The organism is Streptomyces sp. NPDC025833, assembly GCF_055558055.1.
This window is the reverse complement of record NZ_JBVHNF010000012.1, coordinates 325,797-339,117: the sequence shown is the minus strand read 5'-3', so window position 1 is coordinate 339,117 and position 13,321 is coordinate 325,797. Positions and strand designations below refer to the sequence as shown.

The 13,321-nt window shown below is 73.7% G+C and carries 15 protein-coding genes and 1 riboswitch; of the genes, 9 read left to right on the top strand and 6 right to left on the bottom strand.

Going from position 1 to position 13,321, the window contains the following annotated elements; all coding sequences use genetic code 11:
• Positions 1-144: 144 nt before the first annotated feature.
• The 3 genes from ACZ4K2_RS23470 to ACZ4K2_RS23460 form a co-directional block, all read right to left on the bottom strand.
• The gene (locus tag ACZ4K2_RS23470) at positions 145-510 is read right to left on the bottom strand and encodes an Rv2175c family DNA-binding protein (protein ID WP_467469380.1); all 366 of its coding nucleotides are present in this window, start codon (positions 508-510) and stop codon (positions 145-147) included.
• 64 nt (positions 511-574) lie between these two features.
• Positions 575-1,807, bottom strand: a complete 1,233-nt coding sequence (locus tag ACZ4K2_RS23465; protein ID WP_467469378.1) for an NAD(P)/FAD-dependent oxidoreductase — start codon at positions 1,805-1,807, stop codon at positions 575-577.
• A 32-nt stretch (positions 1,808-1,839) separates the two neighbouring features.
• On the bottom strand, positions 1,840-2,190 hold the full coding sequence (locus ACZ4K2_RS23460) for an avidin-fold protein (protein ID WP_467469376.1): 351 nt from the start codon (positions 2,188-2,190) through the stop codon (positions 1,840-1,842).
• Between the two features lie 53 nt (positions 2,191-2,243).
• Positions 2,244-2,355, top strand: a riboswitch (TPP riboswitch).
• Here ACZ4K2_RS23460 and thiO point away from each other — a divergent pair.
• The 6 genes from thiO to ACZ4K2_RS23430 all read left to right on the top strand — a co-directional run bounded on the left by thiO (position 2,353) and on the right by ACZ4K2_RS23430 (position 8,132).
• Positions 2,353-3,522 (top strand): glycine oxidase ThiO, encoded by a 1,170-nt coding sequence (thiO, locus tag ACZ4K2_RS23455; RefSeq protein WP_467469374.1) that lies wholly within the window; start codon positions 2,353-2,355, stop codon positions 3,520-3,522. (Overlaps the previous riboswitch by 3 nt.)
• Entirely contained in the window at positions 3,519-3,731 is a 213-nt protein-coding gene (thiS, locus tag ACZ4K2_RS23450) for a sulfur carrier protein ThiS (protein ID WP_467469372.1), read from the top strand. Before thiO ends, thiS begins: the two co-directional genes overlap by 4 nt.
• 3 nt (positions 3,732-3,734) lie before the next feature.
• On the top strand, positions 3,735-4,529 hold the full coding sequence (locus ACZ4K2_RS23445; protein ID WP_467469370.1) for a thiazole synthase: 795 nt from the start codon (positions 3,735-3,737) through the stop codon (positions 4,527-4,529).
• Between the two features lie 122 nt (positions 4,530-4,651).
• Positions 4,652-6,589, top strand: a complete 1,938-nt coding sequence (gene pknB / locus ACZ4K2_RS23440) for a Stk1 family PASTA domain-containing Ser/Thr kinase (protein WP_467469368.1) — start codon at positions 4,652-4,654, stop codon at positions 6,587-6,589.
• Between the two features lie 57 nt (positions 6,590-6,646).
• The gene (locus ACZ4K2_RS23435; protein ID WP_467469366.1) at positions 6,647-7,525 is read left to right on the top strand and encodes a deoxyribonuclease IV; all 879 of its coding nucleotides are present in this window, start codon (positions 6,647-6,649) and stop codon (positions 7,523-7,525) included.
• 76 nt (positions 7,526-7,601) lie between these two features.
• Positions 7,602-8,132, top strand: a complete 531-nt coding sequence (locus ACZ4K2_RS23430; RefSeq protein ID WP_467469724.1) for a DUF4396 domain-containing protein — start codon at positions 7,602-7,604, stop codon at positions 8,130-8,132.
• Positions 8,133-8,144: 12 nt separating this feature from the next.
• Here the strand turns inward: ACZ4K2_RS23430 and ACZ4K2_RS23425 are convergent, their stop codons facing one another.
• Positions 8,145-8,777, bottom strand: a complete 633-nt coding sequence (locus ACZ4K2_RS23425) for a sulfite oxidase-like oxidoreductase (protein WP_467469364.1) — start codon at positions 8,775-8,777, stop codon at positions 8,145-8,147.
• A 172-nt stretch (positions 8,778-8,949) separates the two neighbouring features.
• On the opposite strand from ACZ4K2_RS23425, the gene bfr reads away from it, so the two are divergent.
• A complete protein-coding gene (gene bfr, locus ACZ4K2_RS23420) occupies positions 8,950-9,468 on the top strand; it encodes a bacterioferritin (protein WP_467469362.1) in 519 nt (172 codons plus the stop codon).
• A gap of 13 nt (positions 9,469-9,481) precedes the next feature.
• On the opposite strand, the gene ACZ4K2_RS23415 is transcribed toward bfr, so the two are convergent.
• Positions 9,482-9,706: a (2Fe-2S)-binding protein gene (locus ACZ4K2_RS23415; RefSeq protein ID WP_467469360.1), complete on the bottom strand. Its 225-nt coding sequence runs from the start codon at positions 9,704-9,706 to the stop codon at positions 9,482-9,484.
• Between the two features lie 146 nt (positions 9,707-9,852).
• A complete protein-coding gene (locus ACZ4K2_RS23410) occupies positions 9,853-11,205 on the bottom strand; it encodes a class II 3-deoxy-7-phosphoheptulonate synthase (protein WP_467469358.1) in 1,353 nt (450 codons plus the stop codon).
• Between the two features lie 106 nt (positions 11,206-11,311).
• Between ACZ4K2_RS23410 and ACZ4K2_RS23405 the strand changes: the two genes are divergently transcribed.
• Together ACZ4K2_RS23405 and ACZ4K2_RS23400 are read left to right on the top strand one after the other, a co-directional pair.
• Complete coding sequence (locus tag ACZ4K2_RS23405) at positions 11,312-11,368, top strand: trp operon leader peptide (RefSeq protein ID WP_361354747.1); 57 nt, start codon at positions 11,312-11,314, stop codon at positions 11,366-11,368.
• An 87-nt stretch (positions 11,369-11,455) separates the two neighbouring features.
• Positions 11,456-13,318, top strand: a complete 1,863-nt coding sequence (locus tag ACZ4K2_RS23400; protein WP_467469356.1) for an anthranilate synthase family protein — start codon at positions 11,456-11,458, stop codon at positions 13,316-13,318.
• The last annotated feature ends 3 nt before the right edge of the window (positions 13,319-13,321 follow it).

Genomic DNA, 13,321 nt, shown 5'->3' with positions numbered 1-13,321 from the left:
GGGCAGTGTTTGGGGGGGGGGGTGTGGTGGGGGGGGGGGGGGGTGGGGGGGGGGGGGGGCCCCCGGGGGGGGGGGGGCCGGGGGGGTGGGGGGGGGGGGGGGGGGGGGGCGCGCCCCCCCCGCCACCCCCTGCCGCGGATCGGCTCAGACGGCGAGCGCCTGGGCCCGGCGCTTCACCTCCGTGCCGCGATTCTCGCTCAGGGCCTGCGCGGGCGTGCCCGGCAGGGTCGGGTCGGCGGTGAAGAGCCACTCGATCATCTCTTCATCCGTGAAGCCGTCGTCCCGCAGGAGCGTCAGGGTGCCGGACAGGCCCTTGACGACCTTGTCCCCGTCGATGAAGGCGGCGGGGACGTGCAGCGCCCGGTTCTCACCACGGCGTACGGCGATGAGCTGGCCGTCCTTGACCAGCTGCCGCACACGTGTCACCTCGACGCCGAACTGTTCGGCGATGTCGGGGAGGGTGAGCCAGGCGGGGACGAGAGCATCGATCTTTGCGTCAATCTCGGTCACGGGAACAAGCCTGCCATCCCCCACCGGCAGTCGGAAGCCAGGCGGGTCCACCTGGGAGGACAAGCTAGTCGGTGGTGGCGTCCTTGAGGGGGCGCGCGGGGTCCGCCAGGGCCTCGGGGTCCAGGTGCCGGCCCGCCTCGATCAGGCGGCGCCCCTGGGTCAGGTCGCGCGGGCGGCCGACGGCCAGCAGGGCGACCAGGCGGGGCCCGCGCAGCCAGCACACCGACCAGGCGGGGCCCGCCGGGTCGCCGCGCCACACCGTGCGGTCGGCCGCGCGGTGGTGCCCGGCGTACTGCACGAACCGGCCGAACTGCTCGGACCAGAAGTACGGCACCGGGTCGTAGCGGGCCGGGGTCTCGCCGAGGATGTTCGCCGCGACCGTGCGCGGCCCCTGGAGGGCGTTGTCCCAGTGGTGGACGACGAGCCGTTCGCCGTAGCGGGCCGAGGGGAAGGACGCGCAGTCGCCGACGGCGTACACGTCCGGCAGGGACGTGCGCAGCCGGGCGTCGGCGAGCACCTCGCCGTGCGCGCCCAGCTCGATGCCGGAACCCGCCAGCCAGCCGGTGGCGGGACGGGCGCCGATGCCGACGACGACCGCGCCCGCGGGCAGCCGGGTGCCGTCGGCGAGCACGACCGCGCCGGGCTCGACGCGCTCCACGCGCGCGCCGGTGAGCAGTTCCGTGCCGCTGTCGGCGTACCAGGCGGCCATGGGCGCGGCGACCTCGGCGGGCAGGGCGCCGGCCAGCGGCCGGTCCGCGGCCTCCACGACGGTCACCGCGCAGCCGGCCTCGCGGGCGGCGGTGGCGAACTCGGCGCCGATCCAGCCGGCGCCGACGACCACGATGTCGTGCTGCCGGGCGAGCACCGGCCGCAGCCGCTCCGCGTCGTCCAGGGTGCGCAGCAGGTGCACCCCGGGCACGCCCTCGGTGCCGGGCAGGGTGACGGGTTCGGCGCCGGTGGCGACGACCAGGACGTCGTAGGACACCGGGCCCGCCTCGGTGTCCAGTTCGCGCGCCCCGGCCCGCAGGGCCCGCACCTCGCAGCCGAGCCGCAGCTCGACCCGGAGGGACTCGAAGTCCACGTCGAAGGCGGATCCCTCGGCCTTGCCGAGCAGGACCGCCTTCGACAGCGGCGGCCGGTCGTAGGGCTGGTGCGGCTCGGCGCCGATGACGGTCACGCGGCCGTCGAAGCCCTGTTCCCGCAGGGCGACCGCGGTCTGCACCCCGGCCACGCCCGCGCCGACGACGACCACGTGCCGCCCTGGTGACGTGCGCTCTTCCGCTGTCTGCTCGCTCACCGGATCACCTTAGACACATGACGTTCCGTCAGTCAGGGGGCGGGCTCGGTGACCTGCTCCACAACGCTCGTGCCGGAGCCCGGCCCGGACTCCCACTCCCAGCTCTCCGCCAGCCGCACCCGCCCGTCCGGCAGCTCCTCGACCGTGGACACGCAGTGCCCCGAGGCGGTCGTCCCGTCGGTCCTGAGCTGCACGTACCGGAAGTCCAGCCGGTCGCCCTCGCGGGTGCCCACCAGATGGCCGCGCACGACGTCGCCGCCCGCGTACTCGGCCCAGACGGCGCCGGCCTCCTCGTGGTAGACGAACCGGGTGCCGGTGCCCACCTGGCCCGGGGCCTGGTCCGACACGGGGGCGAAGTGCAGTCCGTCGAGCGACCGGGTCATGCGGTGGGGCTCCCTTACGGGTGAGGAGGGGTCCGGGCTAGGGTGGCCACCGTACAAGCACTCGCGGGAGCCCGGACGCACCGGGCTGAGAGGGAGGCTGGCGGCCTCCGACCGTACGAACCTGATCCGGGTCATGCCGGCGAAGGGAGGGGCTGGACGCCCATGTCGTCACGTACGTCCGACGTCCTCGTCATCGGGGGCGGGATCATCGGCCTGGTCACGGCCTGGCGCGCGGCGCAGCGCGGGCTCGCCACGACCGTGCTGGACCCCGAGCCCGGGGGCGGTGCCGCGCAGGTGGCGGCCGGGATGCTGGCCGCGGTCACCGAACTGCACTACGGCGAGGAGACCCTGCTCGCCCTGAACCTGGAGTCGGCCCGCCGCTACCCGGCGTTCGCCGCCGAGCTGACCGAGCTGACCGGGCACGACCTCGGCTACCGCCGCTGCGGCACCCTGGCGGTCGCGCTCGACGCCGATGACCGCGCCCACCTGCGCGAGCTGCACGCGCTCCAGCAGCGCTCGGGCCTGGCGGCCGAGTGGCTGAGCGGGCGGGAGTGCCGGCGGCTGGAGCCGATGCTCGCCTCCGGGGTGCGCGGGGGGCTGCGGGTCGACGGCGACCACCAGATCGACCCGCGGCGGCTGGCGGCGGCCCTGGTGGCCGCGTGCGAGCGGGCCGGCGTGGTCCTCCACCGCGGCTGGGCCGAGCGGCTGGACGTGGTGCGGGACCGGGCCGCGGGGGTCACCGCGGCGGACGGCACGGTGCTGCGGGCGGAGCAGGTGGTGCTCGCCGCCGGCAGCCTGAGCGGACGCCTCGCCGGTGTGCCGGAGGAACTGCTGCCCCCGGTGCGGCCGGTCAAGGGGCAGGTGTTGCGGCTGACCGTGCCGCGCCGGTACGCGCCGTTCCTGAGCCGGACCGTGCGCGCCGTGGTGCGCGGCGGCCACGTCTACCTGGTGCCCCGGGAGAACGGGGAGCTGGTCGTCGGCGCCACCAGCGAGGAACTGGGCTGGGACACCACGGTGACGGCCGGCGGGGTGTACGAGCTGCTGCGCGACGCCCACGAGCTGGTGCCCGGCATCACCGAGCTGCCGCTCACCGAGACCCGGGCCGGGCTGCGCCCCTGCTCCCCGGACAACGCGCCGCTGCTCGGGCCGTCCGGCCTGCCCGGGCTGCTGCTGGCCACCGGCCACCACCGCAACGGTGTCCTGCTCACCCCGGTCACCGGGGACGTGCTGGCACACACCCTGGCCTCCGGGGAGCTGCCCGAGGAGGCCCGCCCGTTCACCCCGCGCCGGTTCGGCCGCGCGCCGATGGCACCGCTGGAGCAGCCCGCATGAACCCTTCCGTCACGATCTCCGTCAACGGCGCGCCTCGCCGGGTCGCCGCCGGCACCGCGCTGGACACCCTGGTGCGGACGCTCACCGCGGCGCCGCGCGGAGTGGCCGCCGCCGTCAACGAGACCGTCGTCCCGCGCGCGCAGTGGGCGGCGACCGCCCTCGCCGAAGGCGACCGCGTCGAGGTCCTCACCGCCGTGCAGGGGGGCTGAGCCATGGCCGACGATCCCCTGGTCCTCGGTGGACTGACCCTCGCGTCCCGGCTGATCATGGGCACCGGCGGGGCGCCCAGCCTGGAGGTGCTGGAGCGGTCGCTGATCGCGTCCGGCACGGAGCTGACGACCGTGGCCATGCGCCGGACGGACCCCTCCGTGCACGGCTCGGTGCTGTCGGTGCTGGAGCGGCTCGGGATCCGGGTGCTGCCGAACACCGCGGGCTGCTTCACCGCGGGCGAGGCCGTGCTGACCGCCCGGCTGGCCCGGGAGGCGCTGGGCACGGACCTGGTCAAGCTGGAGGTCATCGCGGACGAGCGGACCCTGCTGCCGGATCCGGTGGAGCTGCTGGAGGCGGCGGAGACGCTGGTCGACGACGGGTTCACGGTGCTGCCGTACACCAGTGACGATCCCGTGCTGGCACGGCGACTGGAGGACGTCGGCTGCGCGGCGGTCATGCCGCTGGGCTCGCCGATCGGCTCCGGGCTCGGCATCCGCAACCCGCACAACTTCCAGCTGATCGTGGAGCAGGCCCGCGTGCCGGTGATCCTGGACGCGGGGGCCGGTACGGCCTCCGACGCGGCGCTGGCGATGGAGCTGGGCTGCGCGGGGGTGATGCTGGCGTCGGCGGTGACGCGGGCGCAGGAGCCGGAGCGGATGGCGGCGGCGATGCGGCTCGCCGTGGAGGGGGGCCGGCTGGCCCGGCTGGCGGGGCGCATCCCGCGGCGGTACCTCGCGCAGGCGTCGTCCCCCGCGGCGGGCCTGGCCGCGCTGGACCCGGAGCGGCCCGCGTTCTGACCGGCGGCGCCCCCGCCCGCGGGCGGGGGCGGCGTGTGCCGCGTCACAGGTCGGCTTCAGTCCTGCCCCGATGCCGGTGGGCGGGGCCGGCCCGGCGGCGCCCCCTCGTAGACTCGCCTCTCGTGGATACGACCCTTCAGGACCCCCTCGTCGGGCAGGTGCTCGACGGCCGGTACCGCGTCGACGCGCGGATCGCGGCCGGCGGGATGGCCACGGTCTACCGGGCCCTGGACACCCGCCTGGACCGTGTGCTCGCGCTGAAGGTGATGCACCCGGCGCTCGCGTCCGACGGGGGCTTCGTCGACCGGTTCATCCGGGAGGCGAAGTCCGTCGCCCGGCTCGACCACCCGAACGTGGTGCAGGTCTTCGACCAGGGCACCGACGGGTCGTACGTCTACCTGGCGATGGAGTACATAGCCGGGTGCACCCTGCGGGACGTGCTGCGCGAGCGCGGCGCCGTGCAGCCGCGGGCCGCGCTGGACGTCCTGGAGCCGGTGCTCGCCGCGCTGGGCGCCGCGCACCGGGCGGGGTTCGTGCACCGCGACATGAAGCCGGAGAACGTGCTGATCGGCGACGACGGCCGGGTCAAGGTCGCCGACTTCGGGCTGGTGCGCTCCGTGGACTCGGTGACCAGCACGACCGGCGCGGTGCTCGGGACCGTCTCCTATCTCGCGCCCGAGCAGATAGAGCAGGGCACCACGGACCCGCGCGTCGACGTGTACGCGTGCGGTGTGGTCCTGTACGAGATGCTCACGGGCGCGAAGCCGCACTCCGGGGACTCCCCGGCCCAGGTGCTCTACAAGCACCTCCACGAGGACGTGCCGCCGCCCTCGGACCTCGTGCCCGGGCTGGCCCCGGAGCTGGACGGGCTGGTCGCGTCCGCCGCCGCGCGCGTCCCGGACGACCGGCCGCGCGACGCCGTGGCGCTCCTCGCCCTGACCCGCGGGGCCCGCGCCACGCTGACCGACGCGCAGTTGGACGCGCTGCCGCCGCGGTCCCTGACCGCGGCGCACGACAACGCCGAGGACCGCACGAGCGTGATCCCGCGCGCGCTGACCGTGCCCCGGCCGCTGCCGGTGCACGAGGACGTGCCCGGGGGCGGCGCCGGGGACGGCATCGACCGCACGGCCCGCTTCGGGAGCCCGCCCGTGCCGCCGCGCTACAGGCCGGCCCGGCCCCGGCACGCGCTGCTGGCGCTGATCACGGCCGTGCTGGTGGTCCTCGGTGTGGGCACCGGGATCTGGTACATCAACTCCGGCCAGTTCACCAAGGTCCCGCCGCTGCTGACGAAGACCGAGGCGCAGGCGCGGGACCGGCTGAAGTCGGCGGGTCTCGACGTCGGCCGGGTCAGGCGCGCCTACAGCGACACCGTCGAACGGGGCACGGTGATCGGCAGCGACCCGGCGCCGGGCGCCCGCATCCGCGGCCACGACTCGGTGACGCTGACGGTGTCGCTGGGGCCGGAGACGGTGAACGTGCCGAACGTCGAGGGCCGGCCGCTCGCCGAGGCGCGGGCACGGCTGAAGGCGGACGGGCTGGAGCCGGGCATGGTCACCCGCGAGTTCAGCGACGACGTCGAGCGGGGCGCGGTGATCCGCACGGCGCCGGACGCGGGCACCCGGCGGCACGCCGGCTCGGCGATCGCCCTGGTCGTCGGCAAGGGCAGCCCCATCGACCTGCCGGACGTCACCGGTGACGACCTGGCGGACGCGAAGGCGGAGCTGACGGACCTCGGGCTGAAGGTGCGGGTCGCCGGCCGGCGGGTCAACTCGGAGTTCGACGCGGGCCGGGTCGCCGTGCAGGCCCCGGGCGAGGGCGGCCGGGCCGCCGAGGGCGACACCGTGACGCTGACGGTGTCCAAGGGCCCGGAGATGGTCGAGGTCCCGGACGTGGTCGGGGACAGCGTGGACGACGCGCACCAGGCGCTGGAGGACGCGGGCTTCGACGTGGACGAGGACCGCGGACTGCTCGGGCTGTTCGGCGACACCGTGAAGAAGCAGTCGGTGGACGGCGGCGACGAGGCGCCCAAGGGGTCCACGATCAAGATCACCATCCGGTGACCGGGGTCACCGGGGACCGCGGTCCGGGCGCGGGGGCGGGCGTGACACCCTGAACGGGTGAGTTCCGTCCAGTCCCCCCTCCCCCGCAATCCCGTCGGCGGCCATGTGCCCGTGGCCGGCGGTCTGCACTCCGTCGGGCTGTCCTATGCCCGGGAACTGAAGGCGGAGACCGTGCAGGTCTTCGTCGCCAACCCGCGCGGCTGGGCCACGCCCGCCGGGAACCCGCGGCAGGACGAGGCGTTCCGCGCGGCCTGCGCCGAGGAGTCGGTCCCGGCGTACGTGCACGCCCCGTACCTGATCAACTTCGGCTCGCACACCGAGGCGACCGTGGAGCGGTCGGTCGGGTCGCTGCGGCACTCGCTGCGGCGGGGCCGGGAGATCGGCGCGCTGGGTGTGGTGGTGCACACCGGGAGCGCGACCGGCGGCCGCCCCCGGGAGGTGGCGCTGAAGCAGGTGCGCGAGCACCTGCTGCCGCTGCTGGACGAGCTGACCCACGACGACGATCCGTTCCTGCTGCTGGAGTCGACGGCCGGCCAGGGTGCCTCGCTGTGCTCGCGCACCTGGGACTTCGGGCCGTACTTCGAGGCGCTGGACGCCCATCCGAGGCTGGGCGTGTGCCTGGACACCTGCCACATCTTCGCCGCGGGGCACGACCTGGCCGGGCCGGGCGGCATGCACGAGACCCTGGACCTGCTGGTGGACACCGTGGGTGCGGGGCGGCTCAAGCTGATCCACGCCAACGACTCCAAGGACGTGGTGGGCGCGCACAAGGACCGGCACGAGAACATCGGCTCCGGCCACATCGGCGAGGACGCGTTCCGGGCACTCATGACCCACCCCGCGACCGAGGGCGTCCCGCTGGTCATCGAGACGCCCGGCGGCAAGGAGGGGCACGCGGCGGACGTGGCGCGGCTGAAGGCACTGCGCGCTTCCTGACCCGTTGAGGAATACCCCCAGGGGGTATACGGTTCCTGTGGACGACAGGAACCGCCACTCGGCATGGGGGAAGACCATGGACCACTCCGCGCACACCCATGAGCACCACGAGGCGCACGGGCACCACGAGACGCACGGCGGACACGGGCGGCACCACGGCCACGCGCCCGCGGCCACCTGGCAGGCGGCCGCCCAGGCCACCCTGCACTGCCTCACCGGCTGCGCCATCGGCGAGGTGCTCGGCATGATCGTGGGCACGGCCCTCGACTGGGGCAACCTGCCGACGATGGTGCTGGCGATCGCCCTGGCCTTCGTCTTCGGCTACTCGCTCACCCTGCGCGGGGTCCTGCGCGCCGGCGTCGGCTTCCGCACGGCCTTCCGGGTGGCCCTGGCCGCCGACACCCTGTCCATCGCCGTGATGGAGCTGATCGACAACGGGGTGATCGCCGTCTGGCCGTCCGCCATGGACGCCACGCTCGGCGACCCGCTGTTCTGGATCTCGCTGGCGATCTCGCTCGTGCTCGCCTTCGTGCTGACCACCCCGGTCAACAAGTGGATGATCGGCCGGGGCAAGGGCCACGCGGTGGTGCACGCCTACCACCACTGAACCGGCCGGGGATCAGAGCTCGGGGCCCTCCCCGGGCTCCTCCTGGTAGGAGTAGCGCTGCTCCTTCCAGGGGTCGCCGACGTTGTGGTAGCCGCGCTCCTCCCAGAAGCCGCGGCGGTCGGCGGTCATGTACTCCACGCCCCGGACCCACTTGGGGCCCTTCCAGGCGTACAGGTGCGGCACGACCAGCCGGACCGGGAAGCCGTGCTCGGCGGTGAGCAGTTCCCCGTCCTTGTGGGTGGCGAAGATCGCCCGGTCGGAGGAGAAGTCCGACAGCCGCAGGTTCGAGCTGAAGCCGTACTCCGCCCAGACCATCACATGGGTGACGTCCGGCGCCGGCGGGGCCAGGTCCAGGACGGCGCGGGCCGGCACGCCACCCCACTCCGCGCCGACCATGCTGAACTTGGTCACGCAGTGCAGATCGGCCACCACGGTGGTGTACGGCAGGGCGGTGAACCCGTCGTGGTCCCAGGTGCGCTTGCCGCCGTCGGCGGTGGCGCCGAAGACCCGGAACCCCCAGCGCTCGGGCCGGAACTTCGGGACGGGCCCGTAGTGCGTGACCGGCCAGCCGCGCTGGAGCCGCTGACCCGGCGGAAGCTCGGCGCCCGCCCCCGCCCCCGTCCCTCGCTCCACCGGATGACCCATGTATCCATCCTGACAGACCCCGGGCGGTGCCCCCGACCACCATCCGGCGAATGGGATATACGGCAACATAAGCCGCTTGTGCACTAAGTATGTACTTACTGGACGATCTTCGCTGGCAGTGCCATCATGCGGCGCTATCGACTGCCACAGTTGTCCGGAAGGAGCCCGACGCATGCAAGGCGACCCCGAGGTCATCGAACTGCTGAACGAACAGCTGACCGCCGAGCTGACCGCGATCAACCAGTACTTCCTGCACTCCAAGCTCCAGGACCACCGGGGATGGACGAAGCTCGCCGAGTACACCCGGGCCGAGTCGTTCGACGAGATGCGCCACGCCGAGCTGCTCACCGACCGCATCCTGCTCCTGGACGGCCTGCCGAACTACCAGCGGCTGGGCCACCTCCGGCTCGGGCAGAGCGTGACCGAGATGTTCCAGGCCGACCGGCAGATCGAGGCCGAGGCCATCGACCGGCTGCGCCGGGGCGTCCAGGTGATGCGCGAGAAGGACGACATCACGTCGGCGAACGTCTTCGAGGCGATCCTGGCCGACGAGGAGCACCACATCGACTACCTCGACACCCAGCTGGAGCTCGTGGAGAAACTGGGCGAGGCGCTCTACCTGTCGACCGTGATCGAGCAGAGCCAGCCGGACGCCTCGGGACCGGGCACCGGCGGCTTCTCGACCCACTGAGCGGCCCCGGACGCTAGGCGGCGTCGTCCAGCGGTGTGAGCGCCGGGGCGCGCCGCTCGATCAGCTCCCGGCGGGGGCAGGCGCCCCGGCCGAGCACGGCCTGGATGCGGCGCACGCACGAGCCGCAGTCGGTTCCGGCCTTGCAGGCGCCGGCGATCTGGCGCGGGGTGCCGGCGCCGTTCTCCGCATGCTGCAGGACCTGCTGCTCGGTGATTCCGAAGCAACTGCAGACGTACACGCGGTTCACCTCCCGACGGGATCGCTGTGGTGCCGTCCCGGTTTCTCGGTGAGGCAAACCTAACCTTACCTACCCCGCCGCTCCCGTGAAAGGCCGGGGGCGCGGATCCGATGTGATCCGCGCCCCAGGTGTTCACCCGTTCCGGGTCACTGGTCCCGGTACATCTCCGCCACGAGGAACGCGAGGTCCAGCGACTGGCTGCGGTTCAGCCGCGGGTCGCAGGCCGTCTCGTAGCGCTGGTGCAGGTCGTCGACGAAGATCTCGTCGCCGCCACCCACGCACTCGGTGACGTCGTCGCCGGTCAGCTCCACGTGGATGCCGCCCGGGTGGGTGCCGAGCTCCTTGTGGACCTCGAAGAAGCCCTTGACCTCGTCGAGCACGTCGTCGAAGCGGCGGGTCTTGTGCCCGGAGGCCGCCTCGAAGGTGTTGCCGTGCATCGGGTCGGTCACCCAGGCGACCGTGGCGCCGGACGCCGTCACCTTCTCGACCAGCTCGGGAAGCCGGTCGCGGATCTTGTCGGCGCCCATCCGGACGATGAAGGTCAGCCGGCCCGGCTCCCGCTCGGGGTCGAGGCGGTCGACGTAGCGCAGCGCCTCCTCGGCCGTGGTGGTCGGGCCGAGCTTGATGCCGATCGGGTTGCTGATCCGCGAGGCGAACTCGATGTGCGCGTGGTCGAGCTGCCGGGTGCGCTCACCGATCCACACCATGTGCCCGGAGACGTCGTACAGCTTGCCGGTGCGGGAGTCGACCCGGGTCAGGGCGGACTCGTAGTCCAGCAGCAGCGCCTCGTGGGAGGCGAAGAACTCGACGGTCTTGAACTCCTCCGGGTCCGTCCCGCAGGCCCGCATGAAGTTCAGCGCGTTGTCGATCTCCCGCGCGAGCTGCTCGTAGCGCTGGCCCGACGGCGAGGTCTTCACGAAGTCCTGGTTCCAGGCGTGCACCTGGCGCAGGTCCGCGTAGCCGCCGGTGGTGAAGGCGCGCACCAGGTTCAGCGTGGACGCCGACGCGTGGTACATGCGCTTCAGGCGCTCGGGGTTCGGGATGCGGCTGGACTCGGTGAAGTCGAAGCCGTTGACGGAGTCGCCCCGGTACACCGGGAGCGTCACGCCGTCGCGGGTCTCGGTCGGCTTGGAGCGGGGCTTGGAGTACTGCCCGGCGATCCGGCCGACCTTCACCACGGGCACGGAGGCCGCGTAGGTCAGGACGGCGCCCATCTGGAGCAGCGTCTTCAGCTTGTTGCGGATGTGGTCCGCGGACACCCCGTCGAACGCCTCGGCGCAGTCGCCGCCCTGGAGGAGGAACGCCTCTCCCTTGGCGACGGCCGCCAACCGGGCGCGCAGCTGGTCGCACTCGCCCGCGAAGACGAGCGGCGGATACGACTCGAGGTCCGCGATCACTGCGCGCAGAGCCTCGGGGTCGGGGTACTCGGGCTGCTGCGCCGCGGGCAGGTCTCGCCAGGTGTTGCCAGCGCTCGCGCTGGTCTTAGCGTTCACGGTCACCCCGTAAACACTACGGGGTCGTGTCGAATGTTTTTCCCTCCGGCTCGAAGGGTGAGACGGGGTGATTGACGGGTGGACGACATGCGGGTGCGGTAGGGTTCCCGGCATGTTCGCGCTTTCGACCCGTAACTGGTGGTGGACCGCTTCTCCGGCGGCCCGCTGATCGCGCGTACCAAGACTTCGCGAAGGCCGCCCGAGGGGCGGCCTTCGGTGTTTTCCGGGGTCGTTCCTCCGCATCGGAAGAGGAACCATGGACCTGGCACGACTGCTGCACGACCCCCGCCCCTTCGCCCTGCTCCGCCGTCGCGCCCCGGGCCGCGAGGAGCACCCGGTGGAGGTGCTGATCGGCCCGGTGACCAGCCGGGAGCGGCTCGCCGACCTGCCCGGCGAGGGGCTCGCCCTCGTGCCGTTCCGGCAGCTGCGCGAGCGCGGCTTCGACGTCCGCGACGACGGCACCCCGCTGCTGGTGCTGACCCCCGAGGAGTCGTACGAGGTCCCGCTCGACACCGCGCTCGCCGCGCTGCCGGCGCACGAGGTGCGGGTGGAGGGCGGCGGCTTCGACGTCGGCGACGAGGAGTACGGCGAGATCGTCGGCCGGGTGCTGCGCGAGGAGATCGGCCGGGGCGAGGGCGCGAACTTCGTGATCCGGCGCACCTACGAGGGCGCGATCCCCGGGTTCGGCCGCGCCGACGCGCTGGCGCTGTTCCGCCGGCTGCTGGCGGGCGAGCGGGGCGCCTACTGGACGTTCGTGGTGCACACCGGGGACCGGACGCTGGTGGGCGCCAGTCCCGAGGTGCACGTGCGGATGTCCGGCGGCACCGTCGTGATGAACCCGATCAGCGGGACGTACCGCTATCCCGCCGAGGGGCCGACCCCCGAGCACCTGCTCTCCTTCCTGGCCGACGGCAAGGAGATCGAGGAGCTGTCGATGGTCGTCGACGAGGAGCTGAAGATGATGTGCACCGTCGGCGACATGGGCGGGGTCGTCGTCGGGCCGCGGCTGAAGGAGATGGCGCACCTCGCGCACACCGAGTACGAGCTGCGCGGGAAGTCCTCGCTGGACGTGCGGGAGGTGCTGCGGGAGACCATGTTCGCGGCGACGGTGACCGGATCGCCGGTGCAGAACGCGTGCCGGGTGATCGAGCGGCACGAGTCCGGGGGGCGCGGCTACTACGCCGGCGCGCTCGCCCTGCTCGGGCGGGACCCCGGCGGCGCGCAGACCCTGGACTCCCCCATCCTGATCCGCACCGCCGACATCGGCGCCGACGGCCGGCTGCGCGTTCCGGTCGGGGCGACCCTGGTGCGCGGCTCCGACCCGGCGGGTGAGGTGGCGGAGACCCACGCGAAGGCGGCCGGCGTGCTGGCCGCCCTCGGGGTGCGGCCGGCCCGGCCGCGCCGGGAGCGGGACCGGCCCCGGCTGGCCGACGACCCGCGGGTGCGGGCCGCCCTGGACGGCCGGCGCGCCGCGCTCGCGCCGTTCTGGCTGCGGATGCAGGAGCGGTCCGGCTCCCTCACCGGCCACGCCCTCGTCGTCGACGCCGAGGACACCTTCACCGCGATGCTCGCCCACGTGCTGCGTTCGGCCGGGCTCGACGTGACCGTCCGGCGGTTCGACGAGCCGGGGCTGCGCGAGGCGGTGCTCGCGCACGAGGGGCCGCTGGTCCTCGGGCCCGGGCCGGGCGACCCCGGCGACCTCGCCGACGCCCGGATGCGGGGGCTGCGGGGCCTGACCGCGGAGGTGCTCGGGGCGCACCGGCACGGTGTGCTCGGCGTCTGCCTCGGGCACGAGCTGATCGCGGCGGAGCTGGGCCTGGAGATCGTGCGCAAGGACGTGCCGTACCAGGGCGCGCAGACCGGGATCGACCTGTTCGGGCGCCGGGAGACCGTCGGCTTCTACAACAGCTTCGCCGCCCGCTGCGACGACGAGGCGGCGCGGGAACTGGCCGCGCACGGCGTCGAGGTGAGCCGCGCGGAGAACGGCGAGGTGCACGCGCTGCGCGGGCCCGGCTTCGCGGGCGTGCAGTTCCATCCGGAGTCGGTCCTCACCCTGAACGGCGCGGCCGTCGTGGGGGAGCTGATCGGCGGGCTGCGCGGGGCGGACACGGTGCGGTGAGGC

Bases quoted from the DNA above. Each gene is read 5' to 3' on its own strand.
- ACZ4K2_RS23445 (WP_467469370.1), top strand. From the start codon at position 3,735: ATGGCCGACGATCCCCTGGTCCTCGGTGGACTGACCCTCGCGTCCCGG.
- ACZ4K2_RS23400 (WP_467469356.1), top strand. From the start codon at position 11,456: ATGGACCTGGCACGACTGCTGCACGACCCCCGCCCCTTCGCCCTGCTC.
- ACZ4K2_RS23425 (WP_467469364.1), bottom strand. From the start codon at position 8,777: ATGGGTCATCCGGTGGAGCGAGGGACGGGGGCGGGGGCGGGCGCCGAG.
- ACZ4K2_RS23460 (WP_467469376.1), bottom strand. From the start codon at position 2,190: ATGACCCGGTCGCTCGACGGACTGCACTTCGCCCCCGTGTCGGACCAG.
- thiO (WP_467469374.1), top strand. From the start codon at position 2,353: ATGTCGTCACGTACGTCCGACGTCCTCGTCATCGGGGGCGGGATCATC.
- thiS (WP_467469372.1), top strand. From the start codon at position 3,519: ATGAACCCTTCCGTCACGATCTCCGTCAACGGCGCGCCTCGCCGGGTC.
- bfr (WP_467469362.1), top strand. From the start codon at position 8,950: ATGCAAGGCGACCCCGAGGTCATCGAACTGCTGAACGAACAGCTGACC.
- ACZ4K2_RS23430 (WP_467469724.1), top strand. From the start codon at position 7,602: ATGGACCACTCCGCGCACACCCATGAGCACCACGAGGCGCACGGGCAC.